Below are 22,729 nucleotides of genomic sequence, written 5' to 3' on the forward strand. Positions count from 1 at the left end.
ACGATGCATCACCCCGACGCCATGGAGCGTTGGGAAATCCGCTTGAGGCGTTCGACGGAACTCGCGAGGAATCGTGAACCGAGCGCCCACGAAAAGACACATCTGTTTGGGACAGTGCGACCAACTAGGAGGTACGGAAACCATGCCTGCGACTATGGCAGCGCTCGCCTTCGCCGGTTCGATCCTGCTGATCGGTGGATACATCGCCGTGAGCGCGACGCTTCAGGAGAAGACCTCGGGAATGGGAAAGTGGACGCGTCTGGGACTCATCCCGGTGGCGATCCTCATGGCCGCGATCTGGATTGATGTCCTGATCGGCAAGGCCTTCCAGCTTCCGATCTACTGAGCCGGGATCCAATCCCTCCGGGGGCCGAGCGACACGAGCGGCCCTGGTGATTCCGATCACGGATGCTCTTCAGGAACCTGGATCGCCTACGCCGCGTCCTCTTCGGCCAATCGCTTGCGAAAGTCCTCGATCGTCTTCGAGAGCCCCTCACGCAGCGCGACGCGAGCCTCCCAATCGAGATTCTTCTTCGACCGCGACGCGTCGGGTTGACGCTGCTTGGGGTCGTCCGAGGGAAGCGGCTTGTGGATGATCGGCTGCGTGCTCCCCACCAGTTCATTGACCATCTCGGCCAACTCGTTCATCGTGAACTCGCCGGGGTTGCCGATGTTGTGGGGCTCGTGACACTGCTCCCCCTCGTACGCCATCAACCGCAAGATGCCTTCGATCAAATCGTCGACATAGCAGAACGAGCGAGTCTGGGTACCATCGCCGTACACCGTCAGCGGTTCGCCTCGCAGTGCCTGGACGATGAAGTTGCTCACGACCCGTCCATCGTTGAGCGCCATTCGTGGGCCGTAAGTGTTGAAGATCCGAACGATGCGAACGTCGACGCCGTTGGAGCGGTGGTAGTCCATGCAGAGCGCCTCGGCGCACCGCTTACCCTCGTCGTAACATGAGCGAACGCCGATCGTGTTGACGCGGCCCCAGTAGGTCTCGGGCTGCGGATGGACTTCCGGATCGCCGTAGACTTCGCTGGTGCTGGCTTGGAGGACGCGGGCTTTGACCCGCTTGGCCATCCCCAAAATGTTCAGCAGCCCGACGACCGAAGTCTTGATCGTCTTGATCGGGTTGTACTGGTAGTGGATCGGAGACGCGGGACAGGCGAGATTGAAGATCCAATCGACCTCAAGCAGGATCGGCTTCGTGACGTCGTGCCGGATCAGCTCGAAACGATCGTCGTGCAACAAGTGCCTGACGTTGCGTTTGCTTCCCGTGAAGAAATTATCCAGGCAAATGACCTCGTGATCCTGCTCGATGAGCCGATCGCAAAGATGAGATCCCAGAAAACCGGCTCCGCCGGTGACGAGTATGCGTTTGCGTTTGGACATGTCCCTCTGCCCATGAGACCTTGCGGCGCTTTTCGGCGGGATCGGGTCCGCCTTCCCAGGCGATTCATCTCTGGGATAGGCGGTACAACTCGCAAAAGCAAGCCGATTCAACCTATTCCACCAACTCCAAAGCGTCGAACGCCCGCTTCCGGGCAAGTCGACACCACCGATCCGACGATCCTCATCGTGTGATCAATACCAGCCTTTCCGCATCGCTGTTCGAGACCTACCTGCGCCACGAGTGTGGGCTCAGCGACAATACCGTCGACGCTTACCGGCGCGATTTGGTCCGGTTCTTCGAGTGGCTCGAAACTGTTTCTGTCGCTCGTTGGGCCGACATGACCGTCGTCCATCTCGGCGACTATCTCGACTTTCTCAACGGTGAATCGCTGGCGCCACCGAGCGTGGCCCGCCACGTCGCCTCGCTGAAAGTCTTCTTCCGGTTCCTGGTCCTCGATGGTCACATCACCGCCAGCGCCGCCGAGCTTCTCAACCGCCCGAGCCTCTGGGAGCGACTTCCTTTCGTCCTCAGCGATCGCCAAGTCGACGAACTCCTCGCCTCCCCTCGACCGCAAGATCGACTCTACTACCGGGACCGTGCGCTGCTTGAGATGATGTACGCCACCGGAACTCGAGCCTCCGAGGTCGCGTCGCTACGCGTCGCCGATCTCTTGCTCGAAGAACGCTACTGCCGTTGTCGGGGCAAGGGGAACAAGGAGCGGATCGTCGCGTTCGGCCCTTCCGCCCAAGGCTGCCTGGAGGAGTATCTTCGTCGACTCCGTCCGGCCCTCGTCGGCGATCAGAGCGAGCCCGAGGAGGTCTTTCTCTCCAAACGTGGCAAGGTCCTCTCCCGCGTCGACATCTGGAAACTTGTTAAGAAGTACGCGCGGCGCATCGGCGTGGGTGATCGCGTCAGCCCCCACACCTTGCGACACAGTTTCGCCACTCATCTGCTTTCCCGGGGCGTCGATCTGCGTCACATCCAGGAACTCTTGGGGCACGCGAACATCGCCACCACGCAGCACTACACCCGCGTCGACTCCAGTCGCCTCAAGAAGATTCACTCCCGCTTTCACCCTCGAGCGTGACAAACGCTTGTTCCTCGCCCCTAGCCTCCCCACAATGCACCGATACCACCGAACAGCGTTGGAAGAACTCCTCCAGCGGAGCGAACGCGGGCGCAATCGCCTGACGTCTCCGCGTGCGATCGACCACCAACCAGTCAGCAAGGATCTCCCGTGACCGCGAGCCGCCGTGCCCTTGGAATCGTCTTCCTCACCGTCATGATCGACCTTCTGGGTTTCGGCATCGTCATGCCCATCCTGGTACGCTACGGCAAGGCTCTCGAGGCCGGGCCGGCAATTCTCGGTCTTCTTCTCTCCAGCTTCTCGGCGATGCAGTTCCTCTTCGCCCCGATTTGGGGACGAGTCTCCGATCGGGTTGGACGCCGGCCCATTCTCATCCTCGGTCTCGCGGGTTCGGTCGTCTTCTACGCGCTGTTCGGGTATGCCTCCTCCATCGCGAACCTGACGCTCTTGTTCGTCTCGCGTATCGGGGCGGGGATCGCCGGGGCGACGATATCGACCGCCCAAGCCTACATCGCGGACGTCACGCCTCCCGAGCGCCGAACCGCGGGGATGGCCCTGATCGGTGCCGCCTTCGGGATCGGGTTCACGCTCGGGCCGATCCTCGGCGCTTCGGCCCTGTTGCTCGAACCGGGAACCGTCGTCGAGCTGCCGGTGACCGAAGATCAAGTCCTCGTCGAAAGTGAGCTTCCGCAACCCCAGGCGGACGCGACCGCGTCGTCGATGAGTCCGTGGCCCGGTTACGCCGCCGCCGGCCTGTCGGGACTCGCACTGGTCCTCGCCATCTTCGTGCTTCCCGAGTCGCTCCCCAAGGGTGGACGCACTTCCGAACATCACTGGTTCGACCAGCGGCATCTGCGACGAGCCCTGCAACTGCCCGGAATGGGGGCGTTGCTTCTCATTTTCGCGATGACGACATTCGCGTTCGCCCAGTTCGAGAGCACGCTGCCCCTGCTCACGCTCGACGCGTTCGGTCTCGACGATCAGTCGAATTTCTACCTCTTCGCGTACGTCGGCTTGATCCTGACCATCTGCCAAGGGGGAATCGTTCGCCGCATGAGCAAGACGATGGCGAGCCAACGCATCGCGACGACGGGTGCAAGCACCCTACTCGCCGGGATGTTCGGGGTCGTCCTCGCGGGAGCGACCGGCTCGCTGTGGTTCTTCGTCGTCGCGACCTTGCCGATCATCGCCGGGTTCGCGATGCTGACGAGTTCGATCCCCGCGATGGTCTCGCTTCGAGCCAACAGCGCCGAACATGGTGGCATCCTGGGCGTCAACCAATCCGGTTCGGCGATCGCGCGGATCCTCGGCCCCTTCTGCGGGATAATCCTCATGGATCAATCCCGTTCCCTGCCCTACTGGCTCGCCGCAGGCATGATGCTTCTCTCAATCGCCCTTCTGGTGCGTCAACCCAAAGACGACGCGAGTCCCGAATAGCCTCCATCTCCCACCGAGTGTCAGTCTTCGGAGTTCCCCTCTCCTCGTGGGCGAGAGTGCCTTTGGTCGACGAAACTCTCGGCTTTGCGGGCGTTTTTCCCCTCGACCCTCTCGCCGATCGACTTCCTCCCAGCATGTCCACTCAAGCGTGGGTCGCGGCCCCCGGGGGAGATCGAGGGCGATGATGAAGCGAAGGTTGACGACGAGACCAACCGATCAAGCCGACGTCCGACTCACCGCGCTGGTTCGCGCCGATTGACGAACCAGCCGCCATTGCCGCTCCGCGTAAGTCCTGCTAGCATCGAGGCATGGCTGAAGGCAACGACCCAAATTTTGAAGCCGCGCTCACCGAGACGGGAAACGCTCTGGCGTTCAGTCTCGGCTTCCCTTTTGGCGACCACGTCGGCAAAGACGACCTGGAGTTCGCCGTCCAGGGGGTCGAGAAAGCGGAGCCGGGTAAGACGCCCGCGGACCTACCGAAGACAGGAGCTCTGCTCGTCCATCGCGGCAAGCTAACCCCTCCCTGCCAGGAGACCTTCCGCTTCGGTTGGTTTTTGGCCAACACGACCACCGAAATCATCAAGACACAGGCCGGTAGTGACGAAGCCTTGGGCGAGAAGCTCACCTCGCTCGCCGGCGAACTGGCCGACGTGATCGCGACCGACAAGTACACCCTCGAGGAGTCGACCGGGACGGCCTCGCAGGATCTCTTCGGCGACTATTTGGGCGGCGAACTCCCTCCCGAGACGATGTGGCTGAAGTTCGAAATGACCGGACTCGACGACGCCCACACGATCTATCTCAGCTATCCGTGGTGTGTTCTGGAACGGATGTTCCTGCCGACCGAGGTGCTCGAAGCTCGGACGAAGGAAGCCCCGTCGGCCGCCGCCACGCCCCAAGCAGCATCCCCGCCCGTGGCCGCCACACCCGCGCCAGCGATTCCGGCTTCCGCGGCTACGCCGCTGCCGCTCCCGCAACACTCGTCGGTCGACATGGACCGAATCGCGCGCGTCCTGAAAACGCAGGTTCCCTTGATCGTGACGCTCGCCTCCCAGGATGTCGCCGCGGACAAACTGCTCGACCTGGGACCGGGTGCCATCATCGAGTTCGAGCAGAGCTGCGAGAAGCCCCTTCAGTTCTCCGCGAACAATCTACCCATCGGATTCGGCGAACCGGTCAAGATCGGGGACCATTTCGGACTGAAGATCACCCAAATCGTTCCTCCGGCCCAACGAGTTCGGATCCTGGGCGGAAAATGGAAGTTTTGATAGAACCACGCGTTGGCGAGCAGTCTCCACATAAGTGACCGTGAGACTCCGCGACCTCGAGCCCGCTCGCTCGGGAAACCCGAGAGTCCTCGACGCCGCTTGGAATGGACGGGAGCAGCTCTCGTTGGCGAGGCATCATGATTCTACTGATCGATAACTACGACTCCTTCACCTACAACCTGGTGCAACGACTAGGCGAGATCGACGCTTCGTTGGACATGAGGGTGATCCGCAACGACGAAGCGACTGTTGATGAGCTCTCATCGCTGCGTCCGTCGAAGATCATCATCTCCCCCGGGCCCTGCACGCCCAACGAGGCGGGGATTTCCAAGGACGTCATCAAATGGTTCGCTGGCCAGGTTCCCGTCCTCGGCGTCTGCCTGGGCCATCAATGCATGGGAGCGGTCTACGGCGCGGACGTCGTCCGTGCTGATCGCATCATGCATGGCAAGACGTCGATGATTCATCATGACGGCAAAGGCGTCTACGATGGGCTGCCCAATCCGTTCGAAGCCACCCGCTACCACAGCCTCATCGTGCGACGAGAGACCGTCCCGGAGGGCTTCGTCGTCTCCGCCTGGACCGACGAAGACGAGATCATGGGCCTGCGGCATGAAAGCCTCGCCCTCGAAGGGGTTCAGTTCCACCCGGAGAGCTTTCTCACCTCCGCCGGCCACGATCTCCTACGCAATTTCGTGAAGCATCCATGCTGACCGTTGACGAAGCCCTCAAGCAGATCCTCAGCCATGCGGGTCGTCAGCCGACCGAGCGGGCACCGCTCGCCGATGTCGGCGGACTCGTCCTCGCGGAAGAGATCGTCAGCGACATCGATTCGCCTCCCTTCGCCAAGTCGCTGATGGATGGCTACGCCGTCCGCGGTGCGGACCTGGTCGAGGGCAAGGCGACGCTCGAGGTGATTGGCGAGTTGGCGGCCGGCAGGGAGTCGACGCTGTCGCTCGGCCCTGGGACCGCCATTCAGATCATGACGGGCGCTCCAATCCCGACCGGTGCCGATGCGGTCGTGATGGTCGAACGCAGCAATCGCGAGGGCGACCAGGTTCACCTCGATGATGCTTCATTTCTACCGAACCAAAACATCATGCCACGCGGCCGCGAACTGACGTCGGGGCAACGGGTTCTCGAACCGGGTTGGCTTCTTGGCGGTCCCGAGTGCGGGCTGCTAGCGACTCTTGGCCGAGTCACTCCCCTCGTCCACCGGCGCCCCCGACTTGCCGTTCTCGCGACGGGGGATGAGATCGTCCCTCCCGACCAGCAACCCGCCTCCGGGCAAATCCGCAACTCAAACGAATCGACCGTCCTCGCGTTGGCCCAGCGTGCCGGCGTTGACGTTGCGAGCCTCGGAATCGTCGGTGATGACACGAGAAAGCTTGAAGAACTGATCAGGGAAGGCCTACAAGCCGACGTGCTGGTGCTCACCGGTGGCGTCTCGGCGGGGAAGAAGGACTTCGTACCAGAGGTGCTCGAACGCTTGGGCGTCGCGAAGGTCTTTCACCACGTCGCCCTCAAGCCCGGAAAACCGGTCTGGTTTGGACGCCATGCCGACGGCTTGGTCTTTGGCCTGCCCGGCAACCCCGTGAGCGTCCTGGTCTGTTTCGAGCTCTTCGTGCGGACCGCGCTGCGGGCGCGGCAATCGCGAGCCGACGCCTTGCCCGAACTCGTCCCGGCGACGCTCACCGCCGACTGGCACTACCCCACGCGACGCGAAACGTACCACCCCGCCCGCATGAGGATGACGTCGTCGGCCTGGGAGGTCACGCCGCTCCCTTGGTTCGGCTCCCCCGACCTGTGCGCGGTCACCAACGCCAATGGTCTGTTGGTGGGCCCCGTGACCGACCAACTCCATCCAGCCGGCAGCGTCATGTCCGTCTTGCCGCTCCGACGTGATTGATCGAACCGAATCAATCGGCAAACTCTTCCCTCGCGAGCGAACCACCGAAGAGAGCGCCACGTAGGAAGCATACACGACCGCTGTCGTCAACACATCGACTGGAGAAGGAGTTGTGTTGTACCCTGGCGGCCGAAGAGCCACCCGCAATCGGAAGGACTGATGGTGGAAGAAATGCGGATGAGGTGAAAGACGAGGTAGCGGCTCCCAGCGCGGGGCAAGATCCCAACACAGGCCCTGCCCAGCCGCTACCTCGCGTACCACACAAGGTGGCATCGGTCGGAGAATATAACCGACTGGGGCGACCTTGGCAATAGCCTATCGCGTCACCTTTACGGCCTCCGCGCGCGATCGCCCGCCAACTGCCATACCTATGTCACCGACGCTCGCGTGCATTCGAGGACAATGACCCGCGAATGCCCTTCGTGATCCTTGACGGTCGCGACGTGGCTCAAGCCATCGATCGACGTCGCCAGCCGCACAACCGCTTGGTCCTGACCCGCGCCGACCTCCAACATGAGCCTGCCGGACGCATGCAACCACGACGGCGCGCACGTCATGATTCGCTCGATCACCCGTAGTCCGTCCGGTCCCCCCTTGAGAGCCAATTCGGGTTCGAAGCGGCGCACTCCCTCCTCGAGCCGTTCCCACTCGGCGTCGCTGACGTAGGGCGGATTCGAGACGATCAAGTCAAAGCGATCGTTGGGATCGAGAGCCGCGAGTAGATCCGATTCAACGAAGGTGACTCGCTCGGCCACCTCGAGCCGTTCGGCGTTGCCACGCGCTACCGCGAGAGCCTCGGACGAAAGATCGACGGCCCAGCCTCGCGCTTCGCCCAGCTCGCGAGCCAGTGTGATCGCCAGGACGCCCGACCCGGTCCCGAGATCGAGAAAACGCGACACCGGCCGTTTCGCCGCGAACGCGAGCGCCTCGATCACCAAGTACTCGGTGGCCGGCCTCGGGATGAGGACGTGTTCGTTGACGACGAAGGAGAGCGAGAAGAACTCCTTGACGCCCGTCAGGTAGGCGGTGGGACAGCGTTCGGCGCGGCGGCGAACTAGTTCGCGAAACCGACCGCGATCGTGTTCGTTGACTTCCTCGGCGAAGAGCGTGTAGAGGGAGATGCGTGGGCAGTCGAGGACGTGACTGAGCAAGCACTCGGCATCGAGCCGTGGCGACTCGAACCCCTTCTGCTGGAAATAGGACGTGGTCCAACCGAGCAAACGCCCGATCGTCCATACGTCCTCCCGCCCAGGCGATTCCTCCACGGTGACTCCCTTCACCAAGCGGTGGGTTACATTTCGTCCGCCATGTCGTCGAGACGCTGTTGCCGCGCGAAGGCCTGCAAGCTCTTGATCAGCTTGTCGAGATTCCCTGCCGCGATCGTCTCGAGATTGAAGCTTTCGCCCAAGCGATGATCGGTACAGCGGTTCTGCGGAAAGTTGTACGTCCGGATGCGTTCGGAGCGATCGCCGGAACCAACCATGCCCTTGCGAGCCGCGTCACGTGCGGACTGCTGCTCCATCTGAATCTTGTCGTAGAGGCGGCTTCGCAACAGCCGCATCGCCTTGGAACGATTCTTGTGTTGGCTACGCTCGTCTTGGCACAAGACGACCAGACCGCTGGGCACGTGCCGGAGCCGGACGGCGCTGGAGGTCTTGTTAACGTGCTGCCCTCCTGGACCACTCGAGCGGATGGCCTCCATCTCGATGTCCTCGGGCTTCATGTCGACGTCGACTTCCTCGGGTTCGGCGAGGACGGCGACCGTGGCGGCCGAAGTATGAATTCGTCCCTGCGCTTCGGTCTCGGGAACGCGTTGCACGCGGTGTCCCCCGGCCTCGTAGCGGAACGCGCGATAGGCCCCTTCGCCGGTGATGCTGAAGATGACTTCTTTGAAACCCCGGGTATCCGACGTCGAGAACTCGAGGACGTCGACCTTCCAGCCCTTCGTCTCGGCGTGGCGTCGGTACATCTCATAGAGGTCGCGTGCGAAGAGTGTCGCCTCGTCTCCACCCGTGCCGGCTCGGACTTCGATGATCAGGCTTCCGTGATCCGACTCGGGCCCGGCGAGGAGCATGTCGGTCAACTCGTCGCCCAACTCCTTGTGGGCCGGACGCAAGCGGGAGAGTTCCTCTTCCGCCATCTCCTTCATGTCGGGGTCGGCGAGCATTTCCTCGGCGTCGGCGAGTTCACTTTGGAGCTGCTTGTAATTGCGGTAGCGCATCGCGATCGGACTGAGCTTGCCGTGCTCCTTCGCGACTTCGCCGTAACGCTCCGCGTTGCCCGCGACCTCCGGATCGGCCATGAGCCGCTCCAGTTCCTCGTAGCGTTCGAGCTTCTCGTCGAGCTTCTTCCAGACCGACATCACTCACTCCAAGAAATGACGAAACCACGAGACCCGCGCAGGGCGGATCCTCGTGGTCTCAGAGTCTGGCAATCGACGCCAGCGGCGCCCGGCTAGCCCTTGGCCGCCGACTTCTCTTCCTTGCGCTTGTCCCAGTTGAACTTCTTGCGGAAGCGATCAACGCGACCGGCGGTATCGACGTACTTTTGCTTGCCGGTAAAGAAAGGATGGCAAGCAGAGCAAATGTCAAGCTTCATCTCCTCGACCGTCGCGCGGGTCGTGAAGCTGTTTCCGCAGGCACATCGAACATTGCATTCGACGTAGGCTGGATGGCCTTCCTTCTTCATGGCTACACTCTGAGTTAAGGTGTTTCGCGGTTTTTCGAGCCCAAACAACTATGTCTACGCCAGCATGCCTTCCTCGACAAGCCCAGCCTTGGCCTGGCGTTCCGTCCCCATCAGAGATCCTTGGTGAATTTCTCGATCACCGGCTTCTCCAGTGTATCCGAACCGGTGATCTTCTCGTATCGGACCCGGCACGTGATCTTGGGCACCAGCCACTTTGCCTGTAATCCCGGAACCCCGAGATACGGGCGCGACCGACTCAACTCGCGAAAACGAGATCGGATCTGGTCGAGCAGTTTCTCGTCGAGACCCTTTCTGACTGTTCCGACATAGTGGAGTTTTCCATCCACCGAGGCCGCCAAGACCAGCCCGACAGAACCTTGGTCGTCGGGGACGTAGCCGAGAACGACACAATCGACCGCGTAGGGCGGCAGCCCGTCGGCCGGACCATCGCTAACCTTCTGACCGAATCCTCCGGGCCCTGTACCTCCACCAGCTCCGGTGACCTTGTTCGCGTGAGCTCGCTCGTTGAGTTCCGCCATCGCCCGCTGAAGCTGAGGATCCTTCTCGATCTCCCCCAGCGGACCACCTTGAGGCCCGCCCGCGCCGCCGGGCCCACCTGACTCGGTCGCCTCGTCGTCGATATCGACTCGGAAAATCGCCTTGGCCTTCGCCGATCCCCCGGACCGGCCACCACCCGGACCGCCCTTCCCGCTGGCCGAACCCGGACCGTCGCCACCCTGCGACCGCCGCATCGCCTCTTCGAGGTTGCTGCTGCGATCGTGGTAGCGAACATCGACGAAAGGCAGAAGCTCCCCGCCAACGGTCAGTGGAGCGATCACGACCGCGGAAAGCCCCCACAACGCGAAGCTGACCTGAGCTCTCGTCTTCGGAAACCACTCGATGATCGGCCACCAAATCGACATCGGGCGAAAGACCATGTCGATCCAGTGGAACTGATCGTTATGCTCTTTCAGATTCAGGAACGCTCGCACGTGGACCGCCGCGAAGATAGACACCCCCCCCGCGATCATGCCCCACATCCAGAAGGTGCGCATCGGGCTCACCGTCAACTCCGGCGTCGTCGCCCGTCCGACAAAGGCGAGCAATCCCACGACAACCACGCCCAGTGCGAGTAGCAGAAAGTCGGCGATCGTCGGCTTGGGACGCTCAACCTTTGGCGACTCCTTGCTCGGCCGGATCTCCCCGTACCATCCACACGCCACGCACCAAAGATTGTTGATCGTGGCCCCACACCGAGGACAAATCGGCCCCGAACCTATCTTGATCCCCGGGTTGGCACCATGCCCCGGGTTCTGACCTGTCGCGGGGCGCTCGTCCGGTCCCGAAGCCGAGGGATCGTTCATGGGAGTGTCATCTCCGAATCAAATCAGGCCAACTATTCCGGCGACCACGCTTCGCATCCGAACGGGAAACGGGACTTTCCCAAGACATCGAGCGACACCCCGATGCCCATCGGCCCCAGCTCCACACATGCCACGCACGGCGATTGACCCAACGGAGCAAACGGTCAAGAGACGGAGATCGGCCAACCATTGATTGAGAATAGACGTCGCTTGGGCGTGGAGCAACCTGTTTCCCGCCTCCAGATGGTCCACGACCGAAGCAAGCCCCGCGTTCCTGGAAACGCTCGGCCCGCCCCGGGCCGCTTGTCAACTTGTGGTAAGGAGTTAGGGCTCCACCACCCCACTCGTCGAACAGCGACGAAGCGCCACGCCGACGCCGAAGGAGCCGTCCACCTCCTTGCGAATTCCCTCGAACGCGTCGCGCTCGTGTCGTCCCTCAAGTTCGCAAGCGCAAGTCCGCCAGAGACTCTCCCAACCAACCTTGAAACAGAATGAGTCAGGCGTAACAATGAACGATTCAGGGTTCGCGAGTTGGCCAACCGGCAGGCTCGTGAATCTGGACGGGCTCGTCCCGTCCTCGGGGCGTAGCGCAGTTTGGCTAGCGCGCTTGAATGGGGTTCAAGAGGTCGCAGGTTCGAATCCTGTCGCCCCGACTAGACTTACGACAAGTCTACATCACCCCAGGCACGGTTTGGGGCACGGTAAAATGGTCCCACCGCCCGCGGCAACGGGCGGCAGGACCGGCAAACCCTCTGGTTCGCCACACGGTACTTCGTGGTGATTTTTCCGGAGGGTATTCAGATGTCTCGCACGCCACACCCGTGGTTCCGCAAATCCAAAAACGCCTGGTATGTTTGCCTCGACGGCAGACAGATCCTTCTCGCCAAGGGGAAGGCAAACAAAGCCGCCGCCCATCAGAAGTTTCACGAGTTGATGACGCTTTCCGCGACAGCGCGAGCTGACCAGGGAAGTAGCGCCTCGGTCGCGGCCGTGTGCGATACCTTCCTCGACTGGTGCTCGAAACGGCGGCGTCCCAAGACCTATGAGTGGTACCGCCACTCCCTTCAGGACCTCGCCGAGTTCCTCGGCCGGATGCACGTCGTTGACGTCAAGCCGTTTCACATCACGCGCTGGATCGACCGGCACTCCTGGAACACTGGCCTGCCCCTTTGGTTTGTACCAGTTGTTATGAGAGTATCGGGACCTGGTCCGACGTGTGCAGCTGGAGAGAGGGCGTAGCCCGAGCGGAAGCAGCACACGTCCGCGCGAACTCGGCCGGGGTCTGGTACCCCAGACTGCTGTGAGGACGACGCTCGTTGTAATCTTCCTTCCACTGCGCCGTCAACCCTTGGGCCTCCCCGATGCTTGCGAACTCCTCCACGTTCAAAAATTCGTCCCGCAAGCGACTGTGAAAACTCTCGCCATAGGCATTCTCCCAGGGCGCTCCCGGGGCGATGTAAAGGGTCCCGACCTCCATCCGGTGTAGCCATTGCCGCATCGCCTTCGCGATGAACTCAGGGCCGTTGTCGCTGCGAATGTGCCCCGGCGATCCACGCTCGGCGAACAACCCCGCCAGGACATCCAACACATCCTCCGCCCGGCAATGCCGGCCCACACGTAGCGACAAGCACTCACGCGTGTACTCGTCCACGATCGAGAGAATCTTGACCGGCACTCCCGAGGACGTCCGGTCGTGAATGAAGTCCCACGACCACACGTGATTCTTGTACTCCGCGCGACGACGTGTCACACCGTTGGCACTGCTTCCCAGGCGACGCTTCTTTCGCTGCTTTTTCGGCACTTTCAGGCCTTGGGATCGCCAGAGCCGATAGATCCGCTTGCGGTTGACCCGGAAGCCCTCCCGACGAAGCAGGAACCAGATCCGGCGGTAGCCGTAACGGGGATGCTTCCGAACCAACTCCAGCATCCGAGACACCAAGGGCCCTTCGTCACTCGACAAGCGTGGCTGGTAACGTTGCGTCCCCCGGGGCTGCTCGGCCACCTCGCAAGCGCGACGCTCGCTCACCCCGAACGACTTCTCCAGACGATCGACCGCCGCTCGTCGACGCGAAGGGCTCAGAAGTTTCCCTTGGACAACTCCTTGAGCATCGCCTTGTCCAGCTCCGCCTCCGCAAGTAGCCTCTTGAGCTTCGCGTTCTCTTGCTCAAGCTCCTTCAGACGACGCGCTTCGTCCGCCTTCATCCCGCCGTATTGCTGACGCCAACGATGGAATGTCTGTTCCGAGACGCCAAGCACCTGACAAACCTCGCCGATCGTCTTGCCCGCGTTTTGCATCGCTTCGGCATCACGAAGCTTCCGCACGATCTGTTCCGGGCTATGACGCTTGCCACCCTTCCTTGCCATCAAAAGTCTCCTGCTCCTTCTTCGGCCCAGAAACTCCCATTTCTACTGGAGCAATTTCCGGGGAGCAGGCCAACCGAAGTCGCACTCGACCCGCTGGCCCGGTTCGTGCTCGAGAGGAACGAACGTCTCCCGCTGCCGCTCGCGGCATTTGCGGACGTGGCGCCGGACTTGACCGTAGCTTCCCCGGTAGCCGTGTTCGTCGCAAAGCCGCTCGAAGATCCGCACCGCCGTGTGCCGCTGCTTGGGAGGTTGCCGTTCATCCTCCTCGAGGATCTGCTCGATGAGCCCCATGAACGGCCCCAGCACCGGTGCCGTTCGGGGCTTCGCCAGCGAATAGGGCTGCGGCTCGGCCCGAAGCAGCGCCTTTCGCACCGCCTGGCGAGAGCGTCCAAAACGCCTCGCGATCTCCCGAATGCTCATCCCATCGCGATGCGCGATCCGAATCCTCGCGTACTCGTCCACGTTCAGCATCCTGCCTCCGCCGCCAGCCCTCTCTCCGAGCAAGCATGCGAAGTTCAAAACGCCTGGTCAGCTTTTCCGCGCCCTTTCCCCTCCCCAGGTGGTCAACTTTTCGATGATCATCTCCACACGGGCTCATCGCCTTGACGGAGTCGGTGCTCGTGCAAGATCCGCTTTCGGGCCACCTGTTCGTCTTCATCAATCGCCGCCGGGATCGCCTCAAGGTGCTCTATTGGGGCGGCGTCGGCTATTGCATTTGGTATCAGCAGTTGGAGGAAGGGAGCTATCAGCTTCCCGACGCCCAGGCGGCCGACGATGAGGCCGGCCTCGAGATCACTGCCGGACAATTGTCACTCATTCTCGAGGGCATCGACCTCTCCTCGGTCCGGCATCGCAAGCGCTTTCAAGTCTCCGATCAGCACCGTGACACGCCGTCATCGTCCCGTCGTTCGTGACTTCCCCTCGCTCTTTCCCGAATGATGCGCGCCGCTCCGCGGAGCCAGGACGCGCCGCTGCTCCTTCGAGACGCCAGTTCCCCGTCGCGGCGGCGAGAGACTGGAAGCCATGGGACGGCACGCGACCAAAACCGAGTCTTGTCTTCGGTTGTCCTCGGACCCAGGGTTCTTCGCTTGCCAATCTCGTTGGACGATCGACCCTGGCGTTCTCTTCGCGAGCGACAACGATGTCATGGTGATGGCAGCGACGAGGCGGACTCGCAGGCTTTCTCGTCATTCCGTCGAAATTGCTGAAACTGCTCTGGCGCCTTCGGCGTCGAGGTGCTAGGGTGTCCCCGCGACAACTGAGATCGGTTTGATGGACGCCTTCGACGTGAACCTCCCCCACGATATCGACGCCTGCCACGAGTTGATCATCGAACTCGATCGGGAGCGCCGACGGCAAGCCGCCGTCATCGCCCAGCAACAAGAGACCATCGCTCAGCAGCAGGAGACCATCGCCCAACAACAAGCAATCATCGCTCAGCAGCAGGAGACGATCGATCGCTTGCAGAGCGACGTCGACTTGCTCAAGCGGACCTTGTACGGCCGGCGGCGGGAACGCTTCGTCGACGATTCCCAGCAGGGGCTTTTGTTCGACTCGACAATCGTCGGGGCGGACGACGATTCAGGCTCCGGCGACGACGAGAGCGATGACGACGAACCGTCACCGGAACGCCGCACCAGCAAGGGACGCGGCCGGCGTCTCTTCCCCGAGTTGCTGCCGCGCAAGACGGTCCGCCACGAACTCGACGAGCACGAGGCTCCCGAGGAGCTGAGGAGCGATCCGGCCGCCCGGCGGTTCTTCAAGAAGACCAGCGAGCAACTGGAGTTCACGCCCGCTTCGATCCATGTGATCGAACATTACCAAGAGGTGATCGTTCGCGACGAAGCATCGGGCGAGACGACGATCGTCTCGGCAACGAAGCCGCCGCAGTTGATCGACGCTTACGCCGGCCCCGGCTTCTGGGCTCATCTGACCGCCAGTCGCTTCGCCGACCATCTGCCCTACTACCGACAAGAGGACATCCTCGCTCGCCACGGCTGCCGCATCGGCCGCGGCACCCAACAGCGTTGGCTCTTCGCCCTGGCCTTGGCGGTCGCGCCGTTGGTCGAACTGATGCGTCGGCTGGCGTTGCAGTCCGAGGTGCTGGGCTGCGATGAAACGCCGGTCAAGATGTTGGCGGGCGAGCCGCCTGGCTGCACCAAGACCTATCTCTGGAGCACCGTCGGCGACAATGCCCATCCCTACGACTGCTTCCACTTCACGCCCGACCGCAGCCGCGATGGTCCCGACGAGTTCCTCGCCGGTTTCCAGGGTTACTTGCAGTCGGACGCCTACACCTGCTACGAGCGAATCGCCGCGGCGGAGGACCGGATCGTCCCCGTCGGTTGCTGGGCTCATGCGCGCCGCAAGTTCGAGGAAATCCACTTCAGCGCGCCGAGCGTGCGGACGCACACCGCCCTCGGCTACTTCCAGCGGCTCTACGACATCGAAGATCGCGCCCGTGACAGTAGTGTGTCACAACGCGGCGCCCTGCGGCAACGCGACGCCAAGCCGATCGTGACCGAGTTCCATCAGTGGCTGCTCGAGCAAAGCGAACGGGAGCTTCCGAAATCGAAGTGGCGCGCCGCCATCGCTTACATGACCAACCGGTGGCAGTCCTTCGCGTGCTATCTCGACCATGGGGCGATTCCCATCGACAACAACCGCACCGAAGCGGCGCTGAAGTACGCCGTCCTCGGCCGCAAGGCGTGGCTCTTCTTCGGCAACAGCCAAGGAGGCGAGACCGCCGCCACCTTCTTCACCCTGACCAAGAGTTGCAACCGCCATCACGTCGATCCCTTCGCGTATCTCCGCGACGTCTACACCCGCCTGCCGACCACCCCGGCTTCGGATCTCCCTTCGTTGCTACCGGACCGTTGGATCGACGAGCATCCCCAGCATCGTCTCCAAGAGCGCGCCGACGAAGCCCGCCAACGAGCCGACCGCAAACGCGCCCGCCGAGCCCAACGCCGCGCCCCTGCCGCCACTCCCCGTTGATCGGTGACCGGTCCCCCATCGTCATCGGCTCCTGCTTCCCCCACACGCCACCGTTGCAACGCTCACGGTCGGGCCGCTCGCCCCCGCGAGCACGCCCATCACCGCGATCACCACCACGCTGATAAGCGGATGACGCTGATTGATCGTCGAGCGTGGATCTTCCAAGTCTTCAAAGTGGGTAATGACATCCTCAAGCGTTACCCGAATGTCCTTGCTCATCAGAACCTCTCCTTGCATGCTCACCATCCCTCGGGCCCATGCAAGACGTTCTACTCATCGCTCAACACTGGCGCAACCCTTCCTCGATTGCCCAATCCCCCGAAACTGCGCGCTGGCCCTGGCCAATCCCATCGCGCCCATCCTCCTCCAGAATTCCCGACAATTCGGCAACACCGCCTCCACGGAGTTAAAATCCCTACAGCCCTAATTCGGCAACGCATGCGACCAGAATTTGAACCGGGACAAGTCACCATCGACCCACAGATTCTGAAGACGAGGCTGTTTTACGAGAACACCTACTTCGGACGCAAAGCTCACTGCCCCTCATTGAGATAATCGTATGATACCTGAAAAGCGATTTTTTCCTCTCGCTGGGGGTTTAGCGGATCTCTTTTATCAGTTCTACGCTTCAAAATAAACCCAGACGACGTCACTATCAACTCATCGCGATCTGATAAACCATCTATCCGAAACCGTTTATCGTACTCAGCAAAGACACTAGTGCCCGACCTGTTCGTGCGCCGGAAGCGATGATCGACTCGTAAGGCAATCCGGCTCTATTGCCAAATCTGTGGGTGGTGAGTGTCTTCTCCGTTCCGCTTGGTAGTGGAGGTTACCGCCGCATGCCAAGGGCCGCGTCCGGCTGCTGCTTTGCCTTGTCTTCTCGCTTCGCTCGCCCTGCAGCCTCGCCATCGTGGCTCGGCTTCGGTCGCCCGGCAAAGACTCCTCCTTGGCCGTTGGCGGGGAGGATGTTCCACTGGTCAAGCGGAAAGGAGAGAAGTCGGCAGCAGGCCAAAAAAGAGCATCCCGCTCTCGAGGGGCGCATGATGGAGTTTGCAAGGACTTCTTCAAACGCCGGCCGCGAGAGACGGGATGCGACTTCAGGTTATCCTCAACGCCTTGGAGCGTCACGGGAGTTTCGTCTACGAATCGGCGGCTTGGGCCGATTCGTCGAAAGAGGGACTGCTGGTTCGGGTTCGCCCACGGCGTCGCAGCCGGCCGATCTGTTCGGGTTGCGGGAATCGTGGCGGCACGTACGACCACTTGCCGGAGCGTCGTTTTCAGCATGTGCCGCTGTGGGGCCTGGCGGTCTGGTTCGTCTACGCGGCACGGCGGGTCGCATGCCCTGTTTGCGGGGTGAAGGTGGAACGCCTTCCCTGGGCCTCGGGCAAGGAGCGGACGACGTCGAGCTTCCAATGGTTCCTGTCCCGTTGGGCCAAACGCTTGAGCTGGCGTGAGACCGCCGAGATCTTCGGCACGAGTTGGCACACCGTCTTTCGTGCGGTGAAAATGGCGGTTTGCTGGGGAATCCGCCATCGCGAGCTGGAAGGGATCGAGGCGATCGGCATCGACGAGGTCGCCTACCGCAAGGGGCATCAGTACTTCACCCTGGTCTATCAGATCGACCGCGGATCGCGTCGTCTGCTTTGGGTCGGGCAAGACCGGACCAAGGAGACGCTCGGTCGTTTCTTTCGCTTCTTCGGCAGGCGGCGAACCGAGCGGCTGAAGTACATCTGCAGCGACATGTGGAAAGCCTACCTGTCGGTCATCGCTCGCGAGGCCAATGGGGCCCTGCACATTCTCGACCGCTTCCACATCATGCAGTTGTTCAACAAGGCGATCGACAAGGTGCGGGCCCAGGAGGCACGCGAACTCAAACGCAAGGGCTTCGAGGTGCTCAAGCGGACGCGTTGGCTGCTGCTCAAGCGTCGCGGCAACCTCAAAGTGAGCGTTGCAACGGTGGCGTGTGGGGGAAGCAGGAGCCGATGACGATGGGGGACCGGTCACCGATCAACGGGGAGTGGCGGCAGGGGCGCGGCGTTGGGCTCGGCGGGCGCGTTTGCGGTCGGCTCGTTGGCGGGCTTCGTCGGCGCGCTCTTGGAGTCGATGCTGGGGGTGCTCGTCGATCCAACGGTCGGGTAGCAACGAAGGGAGATCCGAAGCCGGGGTGGTCGGCAGGCGGGTGTAGACGTCGCGGAGATACGCGAAGGGATCGACGTGATGGCGGTTGCAACTCTTGGTCAGGGTGAAGAAGGTGGCGGCGGTCTCGCCTCCTTGGCTGTTGCCGAAGAAGAGCCACGCCTTGCGGCCGAGGACGGCGTACTTCAGCGCCGCTTCGGTGCGGTTGTTGTCGATGGGAATCGCCCCATGGTCGAGATAGCGTGTGAAGGACTGCCACCGGTTGGTCATGTAAGCGATGGCGGCGCGCCACTTCGATTTCGGAAGCTCCCGCTCGTACTGCTCGAGCAGCCACTGGTGGAACTCGGTCACGATCGGCTTGGCGTCGCGTTGCCGCAGGGCGCCGCGTTGTGACACACTACTGTCACGGGCGCGATCTTCGATGTCGTAGAGCCGCTGGAAGTAGCCGAGGGCGGTGTGCGTCCGCACGCTCGGCGCGCTGAAGTGGATTTCCTCGAACTTACGGCGCGCATGAGCCCAGCAGCCGACGGGGACGATCCGGTCGTCCGCCGCGGCGATTCGCTCGTAGCAGGTGTAGGCGTCCGACTGCAAGTAACCCTGGAAGCCGGCGAGGAACTCGTCGGGACCATCGCGGCTGCGGTCGGGCGTGAAGTGGAAGCAGTCGTAGGGATGGGCATTGTCGCCGACGGTGCTCCAGAGATAGGTCTTGGTGCAGCCAGGCGGCTCGCCCGCCAACATCTTGACCGGCGTTTCATCGCAGCCCAGCACCTCGGACTGCAACGCCAGCCGACGCATCAGTTCGACCAACGGCGCGACCGCCAAGGCCAGGGCGAAGAGCCAACGCTGTTGGGTGCCGCGGCCGATGCGGCAGCCGTGGCGAGCGAGGATGTCCTCTTGTCGGTAGTAGGGCAGATGGTCGGCGAAGCGACTGGCGGTCAGATGAGCCCAGAAGCCGGGGCCGGCGTAAGCGTCGATCAACTGCGGCGGTTTCTTCGCCGTGGCGATCGTCGTCTCGCCCGATGCTTCGTCGCGAACGATCACCTCTTGGTAATGTTCGATCACATGGATCGAAGCGGGCGTGAACTCCAGTTGCTCGCTGGTCTTCTTGAAGAACCGCCGGGCGGTCGGGTCGTTCCTCAGCTCCTCGGGAATCTCTTGCTCGTCGAGTTCGTGACGGACCGTCTTGCGCGTGAGCGTTGCAACGGTGGCGTGTGGGAGAAGCAGGAGCCGATGACGATGGGGGACCGGTCACCGATCAACGAGGAGTGGCTGCATGGGCGCGGCGTTGGGCTCGGCGGGCGCGTTTGCGGTCGGCTCGTTGACGAGCTTCGTCGGCGCGCTCTTGGAGTCGATGCTGAGGGTGCTCGTCGATCCAACGGTCCGGTAGCAACGAAGGGAGATCCGAAGCCGGGGTGGTCGGCAGGCGGGTGTAGACATCGCGGAGGTAGGCGAAGGGATCGACGTGATGGCGGTTGCAACTCTTGGTCAGCGTGAAGAAGGTGGCGGCGGCCTCGCCTCCTTGGCTGTTGCCGAAGAAGAGCCACGCCTTGCGGCCGAGGACGGCGTACTTCAGCGCCGCTTCGGTGCGGTTGTTGTCGATGGGAATCGCCCCATGGTCGAGATAGCACGCGAAGGACTGCCAGCGGTTGGTCATGTAAGCGATGGCGGCGCGCAGCTTCGACTTGGGAAGTTCCCGTTCGCTTTGCTCGAGCAGCCACTGGTGGAACTCGGTCACGATCGGCTTGGCGTCGCGTTGCCGCAGGGCGCCGCGTTGTGACACACTACTGTCACGGGCGCGATCTTCGATGTCGTAGAGCCGCTGGAAGTAGCCGAGGGCGGTGTGCGTCCGCACGCTCGGCGCGCTGAAGTGGATTTCCTCGAACTTACGGCGCGCATGAGCCCAGCAGCCGACGGGGACGATCCGGTCGTCCGCCGCGGCGATTCGCTCGTAGCAGGTGTAGGCGTCCGACTGCAAGTAACCCTGGAAGCCGGCGAGGAACTGTTCCGGTCCATCGCGGCTGCGGTCGGGCGTGAAGTGGAAGCAGTCGTAGGGATGGGCATTGTCGCCGACGGTGCTCCAGAGATAGGTCTTGGTGCAGCCAGGCGGCTCGCCCGCCAACATCTTGACCGGCGTTTCATCGCAGCCCAGCACCTCGGACTGCAACGCCAGCCGACGCATCAGTTCGACCAACGGCGCGACCGCCAAGGCCAGGGCGAAGAGCCAACGCTGTTGGGTGCCGCGGCCGATGCGGCAGCCGTGGCGAGCGAGGATGTCCTCTTGTCGGTAGTAGGGCAGATGGTCGGCGAAGCGACTGGCGGTCAGATGAGCCCAGAAGCCGGGGCCGGCGTAAGCGTCGATCAACTGCGGCGGTTTCTTCGCCGTGGCGATCGTCGTCTCGCCCGATGCTTCGTCGCGAACGATCACCTCTTGGTAATGTTCGATCACATGGATCGAAGCGGGCGTGAACTCCAGTTGCTCGCTGGTCTTCTTGAAGAACCGCCGGGCGGTCGGGTCGCTCCTCAGTTCCTCGGGAATCTCTTGCTCGTCGAGTTCGTGACGGACCGTCTTGCGCGGCAGCAACTCGGGGAAGAGACGCCGGCCGCGTCCCTTGCTCGTGCGGCGTTCCGGTGACGGTTCGTCGTCATCGCTCTCTTCGTCGTCGCCGGAGCCTGAATCGTCGTCCGCCCCGACGATTGTCGAGTCGAACAAAAGCCCCTGCTGGGCATCGTCGACGAAGCGTTCCCGCCGCCGGCCGTACAAGGTCCGCTTGAGCAAGTCGACGTCGCTCTGCAAGCGATCGATCGTCTCCTGCTGCTGAGCGATGATTGCTTGTTGTTGGGCGATGGTCTCTTGCTGCTGGGCGATGACGGCGGCTTGCCGTCGGCGCTCCCGATCGAGTTCGAGGATCAACTCGTGGCAGGCGTCGATGTCGCGAGGGAGGTTCACGTCGAAGGCGTCCATCAGACCGATCTCAGTTGTCGCGGGGACACCCTAGCACGTCGGCGTCGGAGGCGCCAGAGCAGTTTCAGCGATTTCGACGGAATGACGAGAAAGCCTGCGAGTCCGCCTCGTCGCTGCCATCACCATGACATCGTTGTCGCTCGCGAAGAGAACGCCAGAGTCGATCGTCCAACGAGATTGGCAAGCGAAGAACCCTGGGCCCGAGGACAACCGAAGACAAAACTCGGTTTTGGTCGCGTGGCGTCCCATGGCTTCCAGGCTCTCGCCGCCGTGACGGGGAACTGGCGTCACGAAGGAGCAGCGGCACGTCCTGGCTCCGCGGAGCGGCACGCATCATTCGGGAAAGAGTGAAGGGAAGTCACGAACGACGGGACGACGGCGTGTCACGGTGCTGATCGGAGACTTGAAAGCGCTTGCGATGCCGGACCGAGGAGAGGTCGATGCCCTCGAGAATGAGTGACAATTGTCCGGCAGTGATCTCGAGGCCGGCCTCGTCGTCAGCCGCCTGGGCGTCAGGAAGCTGATAGCTCCCTTCTTCCAGCTGCTGATACCAAATGCAATAGCCGACGCCGCCCCAATAGAGCACCTTGAGGCGATCCCGGCGGCGATTGATGAAGACGAACAAATGGCCCGAGAGAGGATCTTGCTCGAGCACCGATTCCGCCAAGGCGATGAGCCCGTGAAAGCTCTTACGCATATCGACCGGTTCCCGGGCCAGGAAGATCCGCACCTGGTGAGGGATCGACCACATGCTCAGCCCTCCTCCACGCTATCGAGGGCGGCAAGCACTTTGCGCAACGCGTCGCTGTCGACGTGGGCCGGCGCCCGCACGATGTAGCCTCGGGGATGAACGATCTCGATCACGCTCGTCGGTTCGGGGACCACCCGCAACGCCACGAACGGCGACGGACACGTTCCACCGCCATCGACCGCAGTCGACCGTTTCTCTTTTCGATCGCGTCGCTGTAGCTCACGCCGCCAGCCGTAGAACGACGCCTCCGAAATCCCTTCTTCCCGGCAGAACCTCCGAACGCCCCGCCCGCTCTCCTCTTGCCGACGAACGACCTGCCGCCAATAGGCTTCCTTCTCCGCACAACGAACTCGCATCTTCCGCCTCG

At 62.4% G+C, this 22,729-nt stretch carries 22 protein-coding genes and 1 tRNA gene; 11 read left to right on the forward strand and 12 right to left on the reverse strand.

The genetic code is table 11. The features are described from left to right. Positions 1-142 precede the first annotated feature (142 nt). Entirely contained in the window at positions 143-346 is a 204-nt protein-coding gene (locus Pan216_RS17965; protein ID WP_145259977.1) for a hypothetical protein, read from the forward strand. Positions 347-432: 86 nt separating this feature from the next. On the opposite strand, the gene Pan216_RS17970 is transcribed toward Pan216_RS17965, so the two are convergent. Further along, positions 433-1,395, reverse strand: a complete 963-nt coding sequence (locus Pan216_RS17970; protein ID WP_145259979.1) for a UDP-glucuronic acid decarboxylase family protein — start codon at positions 1,393-1,395, stop codon at positions 433-435. Between the two features lie 188 nt (positions 1,396-1,583). Here Pan216_RS17970 and Pan216_RS17975 point away from each other — a divergent pair, with 188 nt between their 5' ends. From Pan216_RS17975 to Pan216_RS17995, 5 genes are all read left to right on the forward strand, one after another. Then, entirely contained in the window at positions 1,584-2,483 is a 900-nt protein-coding gene (locus Pan216_RS17975; RefSeq protein WP_145259981.1) for a tyrosine recombinase, read from the forward strand. 150 nt (positions 2,484-2,633) lie between these two features. Continuing rightward, the gene (locus Pan216_RS17980; protein WP_419192680.1) at positions 2,634-3,920 is read left to right on the forward strand and encodes an MFS transporter; all 1,287 of its coding nucleotides are present in this window, start codon (positions 2,634-2,636) and stop codon (positions 3,918-3,920) included. Between the two features lie 308 nt (positions 3,921-4,228). Then, entirely contained in the window at positions 4,229-5,188 is a 960-nt protein-coding gene (locus Pan216_RS17985) for a FliM/FliN family flagellar motor C-terminal domain-containing protein (protein WP_145259984.1), read from the forward strand. A 137-nt stretch (positions 5,189-5,325) separates the two neighbouring features. After that, positions 5,326-5,901, forward strand: a complete 576-nt coding sequence (locus Pan216_RS17990; RefSeq protein WP_145259986.1) for an anthranilate synthase component II — start codon at positions 5,326-5,328, stop codon at positions 5,899-5,901. Continuing rightward, on the forward strand, positions 5,895-7,097 hold the full coding sequence (locus tag Pan216_RS17995) for a molybdopterin molybdotransferase MoeA (protein WP_145259988.1): 1,203 nt from the start codon (positions 5,895-5,897) through the stop codon (positions 7,095-7,097). Before Pan216_RS17990 ends, Pan216_RS17995 begins: the two co-directional genes overlap by 7 nt. Positions 7,098-7,465: 368 nt before the next feature. On the opposite strand, the gene prmC is transcribed toward Pan216_RS17995, so the two are convergent. The 4 genes from prmC to Pan216_RS18015 all read right to left on the reverse strand — a co-directional run bounded on the left by prmC (position 7,466) and on the right by Pan216_RS18015 (position 11,008). After that, positions 7,466-8,362 carry a peptide chain release factor N(5)-glutamine methyltransferase gene (prmC, locus tag Pan216_RS18000; protein WP_419192681.1) on the reverse strand — a complete coding sequence of 299 codons (897 nt, stop codon included), beginning with the start codon at positions 8,360-8,362 and terminating at the stop codon, positions 7,466-7,468. 26 nt (positions 8,363-8,388) lie between these two features. Then, a complete protein-coding gene (prfA, locus tag Pan216_RS18005; protein ID WP_145259992.1) occupies positions 8,389-9,459 on the reverse strand; it encodes a peptide chain release factor 1 in 1,071 nt (356 codons plus the stop codon). 92 nt (positions 9,460-9,551) lie between these two features. Beyond that, on the reverse strand, positions 9,552-9,785 hold the full coding sequence (rpmE, locus tag Pan216_RS18010; RefSeq protein ID WP_145259994.1) for a 50S ribosomal protein L31: 234 nt from the start codon (positions 9,783-9,785) through the stop codon (positions 9,552-9,554). 110 nt (positions 9,786-9,895) lie between these two features. Then, positions 9,896-11,008 (reverse strand): ATP dependent DNA ligase, encoded by a 1,113-nt coding sequence (locus tag Pan216_RS18015; protein WP_145259996.1) that lies wholly within the window; start codon positions 11,006-11,008, stop codon positions 9,896-9,898. 719 nt (positions 11,009-11,727) lie between these two features. Here Pan216_RS18015 and Pan216_RS18020 point away from each other — a divergent pair. Both Pan216_RS18020 and Pan216_RS28700 read left to right on the forward strand, forming a co-directional pair. After that, a tRNA-Pro gene (locus Pan216_RS18020) sits at positions 11,728-11,802 on the forward strand. Between the two features lie 280 nt (positions 11,803-12,082). After that, a complete protein-coding gene (locus Pan216_RS28700; protein ID WP_473092396.1) occupies positions 12,083-12,388 on the forward strand; it encodes a tyrosine-type recombinase/integrase in 306 nt (101 codons plus the stop codon). Here Pan216_RS28700 and Pan216_RS18025 read toward each other — a convergent pair. Both Pan216_RS18025 and Pan216_RS18030 read right to left on the reverse strand, forming a co-directional pair. Beyond that, positions 12,336-13,513 (reverse strand): IS3 family transposase gene (locus Pan216_RS18025; protein WP_419192682.1). Its coding sequence is split into 2 segments (ribosomal slippage): positions 12,336-13,243 and positions 13,243-13,513, totalling 1,179 coding nucleotides; the frame shifts between segments, so codons are not numbered across the junction. The two genes, Pan216_RS28700 and Pan216_RS18025, sit on opposite strands and share 53 nt — an antisense overlap. 42 nt (positions 13,514-13,555) lie before the next feature. Further along, positions 13,556-13,984, reverse strand: coding sequence for a helix-turn-helix domain-containing protein (locus tag Pan216_RS18030; protein ID WP_145259998.1), 429 nt, complete (start codon positions 13,982-13,984; stop codon positions 13,556-13,558). Between the two features lie 125 nt (positions 13,985-14,109). On the opposite strand from Pan216_RS18030, the gene tnpB (Pan216_RS18035) reads away from it, so the two are divergent. Together tnpB (Pan216_RS18035) and tnpC (Pan216_RS18040) are read left to right on the forward strand one after the other, a co-directional pair. Beyond that, positions 14,110-14,427, forward strand: a complete 318-nt coding sequence (gene tnpB, locus Pan216_RS18035; RefSeq protein WP_145260000.1) for an IS66 family insertion sequence element accessory protein TnpB — start codon at positions 14,110-14,112, stop codon at positions 14,425-14,427. 358 nt (positions 14,428-14,785) lie between these two features. Next, the gene (tnpC, locus tag Pan216_RS18040) at positions 14,786-16,510 is read left to right on the forward strand and encodes an IS66 family transposase (protein WP_145260002.1); all 1,725 of its coding nucleotides are present in this window, start codon (positions 14,786-14,788) and stop codon (positions 16,508-16,510) included. Between the two features lie 21 nt (positions 16,511-16,531). Here the strand turns inward: tnpC (Pan216_RS18040) and Pan216_RS18045 are convergent, their stop codons facing one another. Continuing rightward, on the reverse strand, positions 16,532-16,729 hold the full coding sequence (locus Pan216_RS18045; protein WP_419192683.1) for a transposase family protein: 198 nt from the start codon (positions 16,727-16,729) through the stop codon (positions 16,532-16,534). 873 nt (positions 16,730-17,602) lie between these two features. Between Pan216_RS18045 and Pan216_RS18050 the strand changes: the two genes are divergently transcribed. Then, the gene (locus Pan216_RS18050; protein WP_145260005.1) at positions 17,603-18,499 is read left to right on the forward strand and encodes an ISL3 family transposase; all 897 of its coding nucleotides are present in this window, start codon (positions 17,603-17,605) and stop codon (positions 18,497-18,499) included. A 21-nt stretch (positions 18,500-18,520) separates the two neighbouring features. On the opposite strand, the gene tnpC (Pan216_RS18055) is transcribed toward Pan216_RS18050, so the two are convergent. The 4 genes from tnpC (Pan216_RS18055) to tnpA all read right to left on the reverse strand — a co-directional run bounded on the left by tnpC (Pan216_RS18055) (position 18,521) and on the right by tnpA (position 22,718). Then, on the reverse strand, positions 18,521-19,873 hold the full coding sequence (tnpC, locus tag Pan216_RS18055; RefSeq protein WP_145259650.1) for an IS66 family transposase: 1,353 nt from the start codon (positions 19,871-19,873) through the stop codon (positions 18,521-18,523). Between the two features lie 31 nt (positions 19,874-19,904). Next, positions 19,905-21,611 (reverse strand): IS66 family transposase, encoded by a 1,707-nt coding sequence (gene tnpC, locus Pan216_RS18060; RefSeq protein WP_145260007.1) that lies wholly within the window; start codon positions 21,609-21,611, stop codon positions 19,905-19,907. Positions 21,612-21,969: 358 nt separating this feature from the next. After that, positions 21,970-22,362, reverse strand: coding sequence for an IS66 family insertion sequence element accessory protein TnpB (gene tnpB, locus Pan216_RS18065; RefSeq protein WP_145259639.1), 393 nt, complete (start codon positions 22,360-22,362; stop codon positions 21,970-21,972). Between the two features lie 2 nt (positions 22,363-22,364). Beyond that, on the reverse strand, positions 22,365-22,718 hold the full coding sequence (gene tnpA / locus Pan216_RS18070) for an IS66 family insertion sequence element accessory protein TnpA (RefSeq protein ID WP_145260010.1): 354 nt from the start codon (positions 22,716-22,718) through the stop codon (positions 22,365-22,367). Positions 22,719-22,729: the final 11 nt, after the last annotated feature.

Origin of the sequence: Kolteria novifilia (assembly GCA_007748055.1) — a bacterium.
Taxonomy (GTDB): domain Bacteria; phylum Planctomycetota; class Planctomycetia; order Kolteriales; family Kolteriaceae; genus Kolteria; species Kolteria novifilia.

Excerpts from the sequence above, each read along its gene's own strand:
- prfA (WP_145259992.1), bottom strand. The coding sequence starts at position 9,459 with ATGTCGGTCTGGAAGAAGCTCGACGAGAAGCTCGAACGCTACGAGGAA.
- tnpA (WP_145260010.1), bottom strand. The coding sequence starts at position 22,718 with ATGCGAGTTCGTTGTGCGGAGAAGGAAGCCTATTGGCGGCAGGTCGTT.
- Pan216_RS28700 (WP_473092396.1), top strand. The coding sequence starts at position 12,083 with ATGACGCTTTCCGCGACAGCGCGAGCTGACCAGGGAAGTAGCGCCTCG.
- Pan216_RS17970 (WP_145259979.1), bottom strand. The coding sequence starts at position 1,395 with ATGTCCAAACGCAAACGCATACTCGTCACCGGCGGAGCCGGTTTTCTG.
- Pan216_RS18030 (WP_145259998.1), bottom strand. The coding sequence starts at position 13,984 with ATGCTGAACGTGGACGAGTACGCGAGGATTCGGATCGCGCATCGCGAT.
- tnpC (WP_145260002.1), top strand. The coding sequence starts at position 14,786 with ATGGACGCCTTCGACGTGAACCTCCCCCACGATATCGACGCCTGCCAC.
- Pan216_RS17995 (WP_145259988.1), top strand. The coding sequence starts at position 5,895 with ATGCTGACCGTTGACGAAGCCCTCAAGCAGATCCTCAGCCATGCGGGT.
- Pan216_RS17990 (WP_145259986.1), top strand. The coding sequence starts at position 5,326 with ATGATTCTACTGATCGATAACTACGACTCCTTCACCTACAACCTGGTG.
- Pan216_RS18045 (WP_419192683.1), bottom strand. The coding sequence starts at position 16,729 with ATGAGCAAGGACATTCGGGTAACGCTTGAGGATGTCATTACCCACTTT.
- rpmE (WP_145259994.1), bottom strand. The coding sequence starts at position 9,785 with ATGAAGAAGGAAGGCCATCCAGCCTACGTCGAATGCAATGTTCGATGT.
- tnpB (WP_145259639.1), bottom strand. The coding sequence starts at position 22,362 with ATGTGGTCGATCCCTCACCAGGTGCGGATCTTCCTGGCCCGGGAACCG.
- Pan216_RS18050 (WP_145260005.1), top strand. The coding sequence starts at position 17,603 with ATGCGACTTCAGGTTATCCTCAACGCCTTGGAGCGTCACGGGAGTTTC.
- Pan216_RS17985 (WP_145259984.1), top strand. The coding sequence starts at position 4,229 with ATGGCTGAAGGCAACGACCCAAATTTTGAAGCCGCGCTCACCGAGACG.
- tnpC (WP_145260007.1), bottom strand. The coding sequence starts at position 21,611 with ATGGACGCCTTCGACGTGAACCTCCCTCGCGACATCGACGCCTGCCAC.
- Pan216_RS17965 (WP_145259977.1), top strand. The coding sequence starts at position 143 with ATGCCTGCGACTATGGCAGCGCTCGCCTTCGCCGGTTCGATCCTGCTG.